Raw genomic sequence first — 11,936 nt, 5'->3', positions numbered from 1 at the left:
GGTCTTCGGGAAGCGACCGAAGCACGAGGACGTGCGTGAACGGCCGATCGACCCCGACGAGCTGCGCCGGTCGGTCGACGAGGGCATGCTCATCGCCCGGTCCGCGATCGTCATCGCCGTCGCGAACCGCATCATCCTCAGCGCACTGCAGCAACACGAGTCGTTCGACGCCCGCGTGGTCGCCGAGGCCGCGCGCGAGGAACTCCGTCGGTTCGCCGCGGAGCAGCGCGAGGACGCCGAGCGGATGCGCGAGATCCGAGCGGTCGCGCAGAACGCGCGGGGGCGGTCCCGCCACCAACACGACTACAAGCGCGGGGACGACCTGAAACTCCGCACACGCGAGGCGACCTACACCGAGCTGGCGGAGCGGCTCGAGGCGAGCAGCGAGGATCCGTCCTTCGTGAACGCCATCGTCATCGCCGCGCGGCAGCGGGCCTGGGACGACATCGGTTCGACCGTCGTCGGGCGGCTCGGATGGGCGGCGGGTCCTGCTGACGACTACGAGGTCGGGCTCGAGGACCGCCTGCAGGAGCTCGCGGCGGACATCGACGCACTCCGGCCCGGACACCCGCCCGCGTCCGACTGACCGGGCCAGGGCCGATCCGGCAGCGCGACTCGACGGCGGACCGCTGCCGCGCTTCCGGGGCCCCGGCGTCAGGCGCGGTAGTCGTCCCGGCGCTCGATGCGGTTGCCGTCGGCGTCGTAGCCGGTGCGGGTCGTCGGGGTCGAGCTCGATCCGCGCAGGCCGACGACCAGACTGATCACGAGCAGGATCACGCCGGCCACCATGAGGATGTAACCGATCATGCTCAGGTTGAACCAGGCGACCTGCACGTTGACGGCGAACGCGAGGATCGCGCCGATCACGAGCAGTGCGATGGCGGTGCCGATGCGCATGGGGTGCTCTGCCTTCCTCGAGGGACGCCGACGGTTCCGTCCGGCTCCCGGGACGCTACACCGATGGCTCCCGTGCCGCCCGCGACCGGCAGGGCCGGCCGACCAGCCGTCGAGTCGGCACAGGTCGAGTCGACGCAGTTCGACCTGTGGAGGGGGACCCCATCCACGACGTCGCCTCGCTGTGGGCGCGCGACGAGCCGGACCCGTAGCGTGGGGGTCCAGACGAAGGGAGCGCTCGTGGTCGATGCGGTCGTGGTCGGTGCCGGACCGAACGGGCTGGCCGCAGCCGTGACCCTCGCGCGCGCCGGACTCGCCGTCACCGTGTACGAGCGGAACGACACGATCGGCGGGGGTGCGCGGACCAAGGAGCTCACCGAGCCGGGGTTCCTCCACGACGTCTGCTCGGCCGTGCACCCGATGGCGCTCCAGTCCGAGTTCTTCCGTCGATTCGGCATGGAGGACCGGATCGAGCTCCGCCTGCCCGAGGTCCAGTTCGGGCACCCCCTCGACGCTGGTCGTGCCGGGCTCGCGTACCGGGACATCGACCGGACGGCTGATGGACTCGGGATCGACGGCCGCGCGTACCGCGACCTCATGGGTCCGCTCGCGCGTCACGCCGACGAGGTCTCCGACTTCGCGACGAACGCGCTGCTGCACGTGCCGCGCCACCCGGTGACGGTCCTGCGCTTCGGGCTGCGTGCCCTCGAGCAGGGCACCGCACTGTGGAACCGCCGGTTCCAGGACATCGTGGCGCCCGCGATGATCACCGGCGTCGCCTCGCACTCGATCCAGCGGATGCCGTCGCTTGCCACGGCCGCGGCCGCGTTGTCGCTCGGTGTCTACGCGCACGCCAGGGGGTGGCCGGTGCCGATCGGGGGGAGCCAGGCGATCGTGGACGCGTTGGCGGCCGACCTCGTCGCGCATGGCGGGACGATCGAGGTCGACACCGAGGTCCAGCGCATCGAGGACCTCCCCGACGCCCGCGCCGTGCTGTTCGACACGAGCGCGCAGGGCATGCGTCGGATCGCCGGGTCCCGCCTCCCGTCCTCCTACCAGCGAGCGCTGCGGCGCTTCCGGTTCGGCAACGCGGCCGCCAAGGTCGACTTCGCACTGTCCGACCCCGTGCCGTGGACGAACCCCGGCCTCCGGAAGGCGGGCACCGTCCACATCGGCGGAACCCGCGCCGAGATCGCCGCCGCCGAGCGCGCGGTGTCCCAAGGCCGCCGCCACGACCACCCGTACGTGCTCGGCTCGGAACCGACGGTGGTCGACCCGAGTCGCGCGCCCGAGGGCAAGCACGTGTTCTGGGCCTACGCCCACGTGCCGGCGGGTTCCCAGCACGACGAGACCGAGGCCATCATCCGGCAGATCGAGCGCTTCGCCCCGGGGTTCCGGGACACGATCATCGCCAGCTCCAGCCGGACGGCGGTCGAGATGGAGCAGTACAACCCGAACTACGTCGGCGGCGACATCGCCGCGGGTGCGGCCACCTTCGGGCAACTCGTCCGGCGCCCCACGCTGTCGCCCGATCCCTGGCGCACACCGGCCGACGGCGTGTACCTGTGTTCCGAGTCCGCCGCTCCCGGTCCCGGCGTCCACGGCATGGCCGGCTGGCACGCCGCACGGAGCGCCCTGCGGCACACGTTCCACCTGTCCGAGGACGTCGATCTGTCCCCTCGGCCCTGAGAAGGAGGTCCCCATGGCCCGCAACGTCCGAGTCTTCGAATGCCCGCCGGAGGCCGTGTTCGACGTGTTCCGCGACGGCTGGTTGTTCCCGGTCTGGGTGGTGGGGGCCTCCCGGATGCGTGCGCTCGACCGCAGCTGGCCGGCGGAGGGTGCCCGGATCCACCACTCGTTCGGCTCCTGGCCGTTCCTCATCGACGACACGACGTCCATGCTCGAGTGGGATCCGCCGTACCGCATGCGCATCCAGGCGCGCGGTTGGCCGCTCGGGGAGGCCCAGGTCGAGTTGACCGTCGAACCGCACCGCCGCGGGTGCAAGGTGACGATCCGCGAGAACCCGAGCAAGGGTCCCGGCACCCTCGTACCGGGCTTCGTGATGCAGCCGATGCTGTTCCTCCGGAACATCGAGACCCTGCGTCGGCTCGGTCTCGTGGCGGTCGGCCGATGGGCGCTTCGGACCGGCACTGAGCCCGGGGCCTGAGTGCGGCGGTCAACCCGAGTGTCCGTACCGGACGCACGCAATACGGTTGCACGATGGGGTCGAACAGCGAGGATCTCGGATCGGGATCCGCTCCGGTCGTGCTGTCGCGCCCGGTCCGTGCAGCGATCCGGTTCATCCGCGAGAACGCGCGCTCGCACATCCGCCTGCAGGACATCGCCGCAGCGTCGGTCCTGACCCCGCGCGGCCTGCAGGCAGCGTTCCAGCGCGAGGTCGACGTGTCGCCGATGGAGTACCTGCGCAGCGTCCGGCTCGAGGGCGTGCACCGTGACCTCCGGAACGCCGAGCCGGGTCAGCGGTTGACCGTCGCCGAGGTCGCCCGGCGCTGGCGGTTCAGCAACGTGGGCCGCATGGCGACCGCGTACCGCTCGGTGTACGGCATCGCGCCGAGCACGACGCTCCGCTTCCTGTCCGGCGAGGACATGGACGGCCGTACCGCTCCCGTGGACGTGGCCGGTGTCGCGCATGAGGACCGGCCCCATTTCCGTCTCGTGCTCGACTGCGAGGTCGAGATCGACGACGCCGACGTGATGCGCGCCAGCATCGACGAACAGCTCGACCAGGGCCAGCGCGCATGGCCGGGCTACCGGCCCTCGGGCGGCGTGGACGACCTGGTCGCGTTCGTGCTCGGCCGTGCGCTCCGCCGAGCGGCCTTCGACGTCGAGGGCATCACGTTACGTTCCGTGAACCCCATGGTCCGTGTTCCCGACCCGCAGGGTGACTACCCGTCGGCGGAGCTCCCCTCGTGGGCCGGCGCGGCTCCCGACGAGCACCTCGACGGCGACCACGAGGCGAGCGACCCGCTGGAGGAGACCGCATGAGTGGCGAGTTCGAGCGAACCCTCAGCGCACTCCGGTCCGGGCGTGTACGGGACGCGGACCTCAGCGTCCCGTTCGTGCGGCTGCTCCCCGTCCGCGGGTGCTCCGTCTCGTCGTTCGGGGTCCCGTTCGGCAACGAGACCATCTCGGCGTCGGACATCACGGCGTCCCGGATCGACGAGATCCAGTTCGACCTGCACGAGGGCCCCTGCTGGGAGGCGATCCGGCGTGCGCAGCCGGTCCTCGAGGACGACATCCGACACCGCGCCTCGCGGTCGTGGCCCGCGTTCACCGAAGCAGTCCGGCACGAGGCCGTCGGCGCGCTGTTCGCGTTCCCCGTCATGTTCGGACCGCTCCGACTCGGTGCGGTGGACCTGTACGCGCCGGAGCCGACCCCCCTCGAGCCGGAGCAGGTCGAGCAGGCGAGCCTGCTCTCCACCGCGGTGGGCCGGCGGATCCTCCAGCGGTCCATCGCGTCGATCGGCGTCGGCGGGGCGGTGCTCGACCGCACGCCGTCCTCGCGCCGGATGGTCCACCAGGCGACGGGCGTCGTGCTGGCGCAGCTCGACATCACCGCGGAGGACGCCTACCTGCTCCTCCAGGGGCACGCCTTCGCGCGACGCCGACCGACGCGCGAGATCGCCGAGGACGTCCTCAGCGGGAAACTCCGCTTCGAGCGCCGCGGCGGACTCATCGAGGAGTCGGAGTGAACCCGGATCAGCGCCGGGGCGTGGCGGACTCCGCGCGGCACGGCGCGGTGGCGTCGCCCCGCGTCCGCTGGGACGGGCTTCCGCCGGCGGTCACTCCGCGCGGCTGAAGGCCGACGCGCGCGCCACCTGGTCCGCGGTCAAGGCGACGCCCGTGTACCGCTCGAACTGCCGGGCGGCCTGGAGCGCGATCACCTCGGCGCCCGTGATGAGGTGCCTCCCGGCGACACGGGCGGCGGTGACGAGTGGTGTCTCCGCCGGGAAGGCCACGACGTCGACCACCGTGTGCGCGTCGGCGATGCGCTCCTCGGGGAACGCGAGCTCGCCGGCGGCGTCGCCGTGCATGCCGATCGGCGTGACGTTCACGAGGACGTCGGCGTGTCCGGCCCCGGCGCCGTCGGCGAGCCATCGGTAGCCGTACCGCTCCGCCAGTGCGGTGCCCGTGTCCCGGTTCCGTGCCACGACGGTGAGGTCGTCGAACCCCCTGCCGCGGAACGCCGCGACGACCGCCTTCGCCATCCCACCGGACCCGCGGAGCAGGACCGAGGAGCGGGGGTCCACGCCGTGGTCGGCGAGCAGGGCGGCGACCGCCTCGTGGTCGGTGTTCGACGCCGTCAGCACGCCGTCGTCGTTGACGACGGTGTTGACGGAGTCGATCGCGGCCGCGGACGGTTCGAGCGTGTCGACGAGCGGGATGATCGCCTCCTTGTACGGCATGGACACCGAGCACCCGCGGATGCCGAGCGCGCGGATGCCGCGGACCGCGCCCTCGAGATCGGTCGTCGTGAACGCCTTGTACACGAAGTCGAGGCCGAGCTCGTCGTAGAGGAAGTTGTGGAAGCGGGTCCCGATGTTGCTCGGGCGACCGGCGAGCGACATGCACACCTGCATGTCCTTGTGGAGGATCGGCATGGTCCCAGCATGCCCGGCGCGGAACGAGGGGGCGGGGACCGGTCAGGAAGCCAGGGTGCGGGCCAGGCGCAGGTACTCCGGGTGCTCCGGATCGCGCTCGGTGGGGCGGAAGCCGACTCGCGCGTAGGCCCGCAGCGCGGGTTCGTTGCCCGGGACGACGAACAGGGCGACCTCCTCCATGCCGATCGACCGGGCCGCGTCGAGGGCGAGCTCGAGCATCGGGGTCGACAGGCCCCGGCCGCGCTGCCCGGGTGCCAGGGCGATCCGTGCCAGGCGCCCCGTGGTCGGGGTGACGAGCGCGGTCTCGACGTGGCCGAGCACGGCGTCGGGGGCCTCGACGGCGGTGACGGTCCATGCCTGGCGACTCGGATCGTCGATCGACGCGAGCAGCGCGGCCGCGGTGTACGGCCAGGGCGCACCCGTCCCGGCGAACGCGGAGGCCTGCTCCGGGGTCGTGAACCAGGTCACGAGGACGGCGGCGTCGGCGGGCGTGAACGGGCGGAGCGCGAGGACGGGTTGCGGCGGTGCGGTCATCTCGGACATCGTCTTACAAACGTAACAAATCGGAAAAGAACTGCCCTTACTGTAATCATCACTACGGATCGCGCCGCCTCCGGACGGCACCGGTCCTCCGCACCGCTCCCGAGTCCGAAGACCGGCGTCGTCCGACGTCGGGGAAGTGAAGAGGCACATGAAGCAACGCACCCGCGTCGCGGTCGCCGCCGTCGCCGCCGCAGCGGCGGTCGTCGTCGCCGTCGGCACCGGCGGCGCCACCGCGTCCGCAGCCACCACGAAGGGCGGCACGCTGACGATCGCCCGGTCCGCCGACATCATCTCGATGGACAACACGACCACGTTCGACAACAACTCCATCCACGTGCAGCAGCAGATCATGGAGCCGCTGTTCAACGTCAGCGCGAACGGCAAGAAGCTCACCCCGTGGCTCGCCAAGAGCTACTCGATCTCGTCGGACAAGCTCGACTACACGATCCACCTCCGCAAGGGCGTCGAGTTCTCGAACGGTGACCCGGTCACGGCCAAGGACGTCAAGTTCTCGCTCGACGCGGACACCGCCACGGGCTCGAGCGGCTGGGGGTACATCAACGCCGCGATCGACAACGTCACGGCCGTCGACGACGCGACCATCGACATCCACCTCAAGCACGCATGGGCCCCGCTCATCGCCGACCTCTCGCTGTTCAGCAACGCGATCGTCCCCGACAACTACGGCGGCGAGACGAAGGAGCAGTTCTACACGCACCCGGTCGGCACCGGCCCGTACAAGTGGAGCTCGTGGAAGAAGGGCCAGTCGCTGACCCTCGTCAAGAACACGCACTACTGGCAGAAGGGCAAGCCGCACCTGAAGAAGGTCGTGTTCACGGTGGTCCCCGACGCGAACACCCGGAAGCTGCAGCTCCAGGGCGGTCAGATCGACGTCGACGACACGCCGGACTGGTCGAGCCTGTCCTCGCTCGCGAGCGCGTCGGGCGTGGCCGCCAAGACCTTCAAGTCGACGCAGATCGACTACATCGCCTTCAACGAGAAGCGCAAGCCGTTCGACGACGTGCACGTCCGCCGCGCCATCGCGTACGCCATCGACCGCAAGGCCATGGTCAAGGCGATCCTGTTCGGCCACGGTTCGGTCGCGAACTCGCTGCTCTCGCCCGGGACGCCGTACTACGACAAGAACGCCGACGGCCCGACGTACAACGTGAAGAAGGCCAAGGCCGAACTCAAGCAGTCGTCGCAGCCGAGTGGCTTCACGACGACGCTGCTCATCCGCTCCGGTGACCCGAACGAGACGTCGATCGCGCAGATCATGCAGTCCGAGCTCAAGAAGATCGGCATCACCATGAAGATCAAGCAGCTCGACCCGACCGCGAACAAGCAGGCTCGGCTCGCGGGCGACTTCGACATGGCGTGGTCCGCGTGGACGATGGACATCCCGGACCCCGACGAGTGGACCTCGTTCGCGGTCGACCCCAACGGTGGCTCGAACTCGGCGTTCACGAACTACGACAACGCCGCGGTGGTCAAGCTCAACAGCCAGGCCCAGCAGTCGGTCGTGTCGAGCAAGCGCAAGGCGCTGTACGCCCAGCTGCAGCAGCAGACCGGCGACGACGCGTTCCTCGCGTACCTGTACTACTCGCCGTACGTCTACGGGATCTCGGACAAGGTGTCCGGATTCCACGTGACGCCCCTCGGGAACTTCCAGCTCGAGAACGTCAAGAAGCAGTCCTGACGGACTGACCGACGGCCGGGAGGGACGGGTCGAGCCCGACCCGTCCCTCCCATCCATCACCACCCGCCCCCTGCGGAAGGCACCCCATGCTCCACCGCCTGCGCTTCATCCCCGGACGCCTCATCCAGGCGATCCCGGTCGCGTTCGGCGTGACGATCATCGTCTTCTTCCTGTCGCACCTCCTGCCCGGGAACGCCGCACTGGCGCTCCTCGGCGAGCGCGCGACGAAGGCGAGCGTCGCCGCCCTGACCCAGCAGCTCGGCCTCGACCAGCCGCTGTGGAAGCAGTACTTCCTGTTCCTCGGACAGATCCTGCACGGGAACCTCGGCTCGAGCCTCACCTACCAGCTCCCCGTCACGCAGCTCGTCATGCAGGCCGTGCCCGTGACGCTCTCGCTGCTCGGCCTCGCACTCCTCATGGCGCTCGCGATCAGCATCCCGCTCGCGTCGCTGGCGGCCTCGCGGCCCAACGGCGGCCGTGACCTCGCCGCCCGCGCGGTCACCCTGCTCGGGCAGGGCATGCCGCAGTTCTGGGTCGGCATCATGCTCATCCTGCTGCTCGCGGTCGACGTCAAGGCGTTCCCGGTGGGTGGCTACGGCAACGGCGCCGGCGGTCACCTGTACTCCCTGTTCCTCCCCGCGCTGACGCTCGCGATCGCGATGTCACCGACGATCATCCGGAGCCTCCGCTCGTCGATGATCGGCGTGCTCGAGTCGGAGTACGTCGGCACCGCCAAGTCGAAGGGCGCGTACGGGGTCCCGCTCTTCCGCGACCACGTGATCCGCAACGCGGCGATCCCGACGGTGTCGATCATCGGCGTCAACCTCGGGTACCTCGTCGGCGGATCGCTCGTCATCGAGAAGGTGTTCGCGCTCCCCGGCCTCGGGTCGCTCATGGTGAACGCGATCTTCGCCCGTGACTTCCCGACGATCCAGGGCGTCACGCTCTTCGTCGCCATCTTCGTCGTCGTGGTCGGGATCCTGACCGACGTCGTCTACACGATGCTCGACCCGCGGGTCGACCTGGCCGGAGGGAACGCCGCATGACCACCCCCACGGCGACGTTGGTCGGCTTCAAGAACCGGCGCCGCGCCTCCCGGACACGCTCGCTCAAGGCCTGGTACCGGAACGGCTCGCTCATGGCGGGCATCGTCATCGTCGGGCTGCTCGTGGTGGTGGCGGTCGCCGCGCCCGTCATCGCGCCCTACGACCCCGTCAAGCAGCACCTGGAGGCGGCGCTCGAGTCGCCGAGTTCGGCGCACTGGCTCGGGACCGACAAGTACGGCCGCGACGTCCTGTCCCGCCTCATCTGGGGCGCGCGGGTCGACCTGCGGGTCGGGTTCCTCGCGGTGCTCATCCCGTTCGTCGTCGGCAGCGTCGTCGGCGCGATCGCCGGGTACGTGGGCGGCATCGTCGACACGATCCTCATGCGCATCGTCGACGTGTTCTTCGCGTTCCCCTTCTACGTCATGGTCATCGTGCTGGTGTTCGTCCTCGGGGCGGGCGAGGCGAGCATCTACCTGGCGATCGCCGCCGTGTCGTGGGTGTCCTACGCCAAGATCGTCCGCGGCGAGGTCCTGGTGGCCAAGCAGCAGGACTACGTCGTCGCGGCCCGACTCGGGGGCATGTCCCACGTGCGGCTGCTCGTCCGGCACATCGCCCCGAACGTCATGACGCAGGCGATCATCTACGCGATGAGCGACATCGTCATGGACATCATGGCGATCGTCACGCTCGGGTACCTCGGCCTCGGCATCGAACCGCCGACCGCCGAGTGGGGCTCGATGATCGTCGACGGCCAGGAGTTCATCACGACCCAGTGGCAGCAGACGACGATCCCCGGGCTCGTCGTGGTCGTCACGAGCCTCGGCCTGTCCTGGCTCGGCGACGGCATCAGCGACCTGCTCAGCCCGGACCGGAGGCGCTGACATGGAGGGACGACACGACATGCCGACGACGGCCACGACCGCGGCGACGAACGCGAGCACCACGACGACCGCACCGCTGCTCGAGGTCGAGGGCCTCACCATCGGTATCCGACGCCGGGGGCGCCCCGACGTCCGGATCGTCGAGGACCTGGGGTTCAGCATCGCCGAGGGCGAGCGGTTCGGGATCGTCGGCGAGTCCGGCTCGGGCAAGTCCCTGACGCTCCGGGCGATCGCGGGGCTGCTGCCGAAGGGCGTCACGGTCCTCTCGGGTGCGATCCGCTACCGCGGGCGGGACCTCGCGGGCCTCGGCGCGAAGGAACGGCGCCGCCTCATGGGCCCCGAGATCGCCATGGTGTTCCAGGAGCCGATGACCGCGCTCAACCCGGTGCTCCGCGTGGGCGACCAGATCGCCGAGGGGCCGCGTCGGTACCTCGGGCTCTCGCGCGCCGCGGCGCACGACCTGGCCGTCGAGATGATGCGCCGGACGGGCATCCCGGATCCCGAGCGCCGCGCCGCGGCCTACCCGCACGAGCTGTCGGGCGGGCTCCGGCAGCGCGTCATGATCGCGATGGCGCTGTCGTGCTCACCGAAGCTCGTGCTCTGCGACGAGCCGACCACCGCGCTCGACGTGACGGTCCAGCACCAGGTGCTCCAGCTGCTCGAAGAGCTCTGCGACGCCACGGGCGCCGCGCTCGCGTTCGTCACGCACGACCTCGCCGTCGTCAACCAGACGTGCAGCCGGGTCGCGGTGATGTACGCCGGCCACCGGGTGGAGACGGGCCCGGTCAAGGCCGTCTTCGCCGACCCGCGGCACCCGTACACGAAGGGCCTGCTCGACTCGGCGCCGGACTTCGACGACCCCGACCGTGCACTCGTGCCGATCCCCGGGTTCCCGCCGAACCTGGCCGCCCGGCCGTCCGGCTGCCCGTTCGCACCGCGCTGCCCGTTCGTCGTCGAGGCGTGCACGACCGCCATGCCGCCGCAGGAGGACGTCGGGCCCGGCCGCACCGCCGCCTGCATCCGCACGCACGAGGTGTTCGAGGGAGTCCCCGCATGACCACGACCGCGCCCACGGTGCCCGACACCGGCGCCGTCCTCAGCGCCACGGGCGTCACGAAGCGGTACGCCCTGCCCGTGACCGTCGTCGACCGCGTCCGACGCACCGAGCGTCCGGCGCTCAAGGCCCTCGACGGCATCGACCTCGACCTCCGGCGCGGCGAGGTCCTCGCGCTCGTCGGCGAGTCCGGATCGGGCAAGTCGACGCTCGCCAAGATCCTCGTCGGCAGCGTCACCGCGACGACGGGTCGGGTCGACGCCGACGGTGCCGCGCTGCCGGTCCACCGCGACCGCGAGGCCTCACGCCGCATCCAGATGGTGTTCCAGGACCCGTACTCGTCGCTCAACCCCCGGATGAGCGTCGGCTCGATGCTCCGCGAGCTCCTGCTCCTGCACCGCATCGTGCCGCGGAACGAGGTGCGGGCCGAGAGCATCCGGGTCCTCGGGCTCGTCGGCCTGGACGAGGACGCGCTCGACGCCTACCCGAGCCAGTTCTCGGGCGGCCAGCGGCAGCGCATCGCGATCGCCCGCGCCATCGCCGTGCGGCCGGACGTGCTCATCGCCGACGAGCCGGTGTCAGCGCTCGACGTGTCGGTGCAGGCGACGATCCTCGAACTGTTCGCCCGCCTCCAGCGCGAGCTCGGCCTGAGCATCCTGTTCGTCGCCCACAACCTCGCGGTCGTGCAGCACCTGAGCCAGCGCGTCGCGGTCATGTACCTCGGCCGCATCGTCGAGGTCGCCGACACCGCCGAGCTGTTCCGGAACCCCCGGCACCCGTACACGCGGGCGCTCATCGACTCGATCCCGCGCATGGGCACCGAGGACGCCATGAGCCGCCTCGCGCTGCAGGGCGACCCGCCCAGCCCGTTCGACATCCCGAGCGGCTGCCGGTTCCACCCCCGCTGCCCGTACGCGGTCGACGCCTGCCGCACCGTCGACCCCGCGCTCGAGCCGGTGCCGGTCGTCATCGGCGCACGTCCGACGTCCGCCGGCGGCCTGCCGGGAGGCGACGCAACGTCCGCCGCGCACGTCGCCGCCTGCATCCGGTCGGCCGAGCTCGGCGACGTCGACCCGCTCCGCGAACCGGCGATCGAACTCGACGACCCCGCACTCACGGAACCCGAGGTCCTGCTCGATCCCGACGCGCTCGTCGAGGGCGATCCCGTCGACCGCCCCCAGACCGCCACCCCGGCCC

General features: G+C 70.8%; 13 protein-coding genes. 10 read left to right on the top strand and 3 right to left on the bottom strand.

Going from position 1 to position 11,936, the window contains the following annotated elements; all coding sequences use genetic code 11:
- Window positions 1-31 precede the first annotated feature (31 nt).
- Window positions 32-586 (top strand): hypothetical protein, encoded by a 555-nt coding sequence (locus DEI92_RS15745; RefSeq protein WP_146249175.1) that lies wholly within the window; start codon window positions 32-34, stop codon window positions 584-586.
- Between the two features lie 68 nt (window positions 587-654).
- On the opposite strand, the gene DEI92_RS15740 is transcribed toward DEI92_RS15745, so the two are convergent.
- A complete protein-coding gene (locus DEI92_RS15740) occupies window positions 655-897 on the bottom strand; it encodes a DUF6458 family protein (RefSeq protein WP_111014203.1) in 243 nt (80 codons plus the stop codon).
- Window positions 898-1,107: 210 nt separating this feature from the next.
- Between DEI92_RS15740 and DEI92_RS15735 the strand changes: the two genes are divergently transcribed.
- From DEI92_RS15735 to DEI92_RS15720, 4 genes are read left to right on the top strand one after another with little or no spacing between them, the layout of a single operon-like run.
- Complete coding sequence (locus DEI92_RS15735) at window positions 1,108-2,583, top strand: NAD(P)/FAD-dependent oxidoreductase (RefSeq protein ID WP_258368776.1); 1,476 nt, start codon at window positions 1,108-1,110, stop codon at window positions 2,581-2,583.
- 13 nt (window positions 2,584-2,596) lie between these two features.
- On the top strand, window positions 2,597-3,061 hold the full coding sequence (locus DEI92_RS15730) for an SRPBCC family protein (RefSeq protein WP_111014201.1): 465 nt from the start codon (window positions 2,597-2,599) through the stop codon (window positions 3,059-3,061).
- A gap of 53 nt (window positions 3,062-3,114) precedes the next feature.
- A complete protein-coding gene (locus tag DEI92_RS15725) occupies window positions 3,115-3,900 on the top strand; it encodes a helix-turn-helix transcriptional regulator (protein ID WP_111014200.1) in 786 nt (261 codons plus the stop codon).
- The gene (locus DEI92_RS15720; protein WP_111014199.1) at window positions 3,897-4,607 is read left to right on the top strand and encodes a GAF and ANTAR domain-containing protein; all 711 of its coding nucleotides are present in this window, start codon (window positions 3,897-3,899) and stop codon (window positions 4,605-4,607) included. Before DEI92_RS15725 ends, DEI92_RS15720 begins: the two co-directional genes overlap by 4 nt.
- Before the next feature lie 90 nt (window positions 4,608-4,697).
- Here the strand turns inward: DEI92_RS15720 and DEI92_RS15715 are convergent, their stop codons facing one another.
- Both DEI92_RS15715 and DEI92_RS16630 read right to left on the bottom strand, forming a co-directional pair.
- Window positions 4,698-5,516 (bottom strand): shikimate 5-dehydrogenase, encoded by an 819-nt coding sequence (locus DEI92_RS15715; protein WP_111014198.1) that lies wholly within the window; start codon window positions 5,514-5,516, stop codon window positions 4,698-4,700.
- A 42-nt stretch (window positions 5,517-5,558) separates the two neighbouring features.
- Window positions 5,559-6,050 carry a GNAT family N-acetyltransferase gene (locus DEI92_RS16630; protein ID WP_181434999.1) on the bottom strand — a complete coding sequence of 164 codons (492 nt, stop codon included), beginning with the start codon at window positions 6,048-6,050 and terminating at the stop codon, window positions 5,559-5,561.
- A gap of 157 nt (window positions 6,051-6,207) precedes the next feature.
- Between DEI92_RS16630 and DEI92_RS15705 the strand changes: the two genes are divergently transcribed.
- From DEI92_RS15705 to DEI92_RS15685, 5 genes are all read left to right on the top strand, one after another.
- Window positions 6,208-7,758 (top strand): ABC transporter substrate-binding protein, encoded by a 1,551-nt coding sequence (locus tag DEI92_RS15705; RefSeq protein WP_111014196.1) that lies wholly within the window; start codon window positions 6,208-6,210, stop codon window positions 7,756-7,758.
- 86 nt (window positions 7,759-7,844) lie between these two features.
- The gene (locus tag DEI92_RS15700) at window positions 7,845-8,804 is read left to right on the top strand and encodes an ABC transporter permease (RefSeq protein ID WP_111011506.1); all 960 of its coding nucleotides are present in this window, start codon (window positions 7,845-7,847) and stop codon (window positions 8,802-8,804) included.
- Window positions 8,801-9,685 (top strand): ABC transporter permease, encoded by an 885-nt coding sequence (locus tag DEI92_RS15695; RefSeq protein WP_111011507.1) that lies wholly within the window; start codon window positions 8,801-8,803, stop codon window positions 9,683-9,685. The genes DEI92_RS15700 and DEI92_RS15695 overlap by 4 nt, the downstream gene beginning before the upstream one ends.
- 1 nt (window position 9,686) lies before the next feature.
- Entirely contained in the window at window positions 9,687-10,742 is a 1,056-nt protein-coding gene (locus DEI92_RS15690; RefSeq protein ID WP_111014195.1) for an ABC transporter ATP-binding protein, read from the top strand.
- Window positions 10,739-11,936: ABC transporter ATP-binding protein (locus DEI92_RS15685; RefSeq protein ID WP_111014194.1), on the top strand; the 1,198-nt coding region annotated here is incomplete at its 3' end. The genes DEI92_RS15690 and DEI92_RS15685, both read left to right, overlap by 4 nt.

The sequence above is a fragment of the Curtobacterium sp. MCBD17_034 genome, from assembly GCF_003234515.1.
Lineage (GTDB): Bacteria > Actinomycetota > Actinomycetes > Actinomycetales > Microbacteriaceae > Curtobacterium.
The sequence above is the reverse complement of the archived record's forward strand: the minus strand, read 5'-3'. Positions and strand labels throughout refer to the sequence as shown.

Coding starts and splice junctions, on each gene's coding strand:
- DEI92_RS15740 (WP_111014203.1), bottom strand. CDS start 897: ATGCGCATCGGCACCGCCATCGCACTGCTCGTGATCGGCGCGATCCTC.
- DEI92_RS15690 (WP_111014195.1), top strand. CDS start 9,687: ATGGAGGGACGACACGACATGCCGACGACGGCCACGACCGCGGCGACG.
- DEI92_RS15695 (WP_111011507.1), top strand. CDS start 8,801: ATGACCACCCCCACGGCGACGTTGGTCGGCTTCAAGAACCGGCGCCGC.
- DEI92_RS15730 (WP_111014201.1), top strand. CDS start 2,597: ATGGCCCGCAACGTCCGAGTCTTCGAATGCCCGCCGGAGGCCGTGTTC.
- DEI92_RS15700 (WP_111011506.1), top strand. CDS start 7,845: ATGCTCCACCGCCTGCGCTTCATCCCCGGACGCCTCATCCAGGCGATC.
- DEI92_RS16630 (WP_181434999.1), bottom strand. CDS start 6,050: ATGACCGCACCGCCGCAACCCGTCCTCGCGCTCCGCCCGTTCACGCCC.
- DEI92_RS15715 (WP_111014198.1), bottom strand. CDS start 5,516: ATGCCGATCCTCCACAAGGACATGCAGGTGTGCATGTCGCTCGCCGGT.
- DEI92_RS15725 (WP_111014200.1), top strand. CDS start 3,115: ATGGGGTCGAACAGCGAGGATCTCGGATCGGGATCCGCTCCGGTCGTG.
- DEI92_RS15720 (WP_111014199.1), top strand. CDS start 3,897: ATGAGTGGCGAGTTCGAGCGAACCCTCAGCGCACTCCGGTCCGGGCGT.
- DEI92_RS15705 (WP_111014196.1), top strand. CDS start 6,208: ATGAAGCAACGCACCCGCGTCGCGGTCGCCGCCGTCGCCGCCGCAGCG.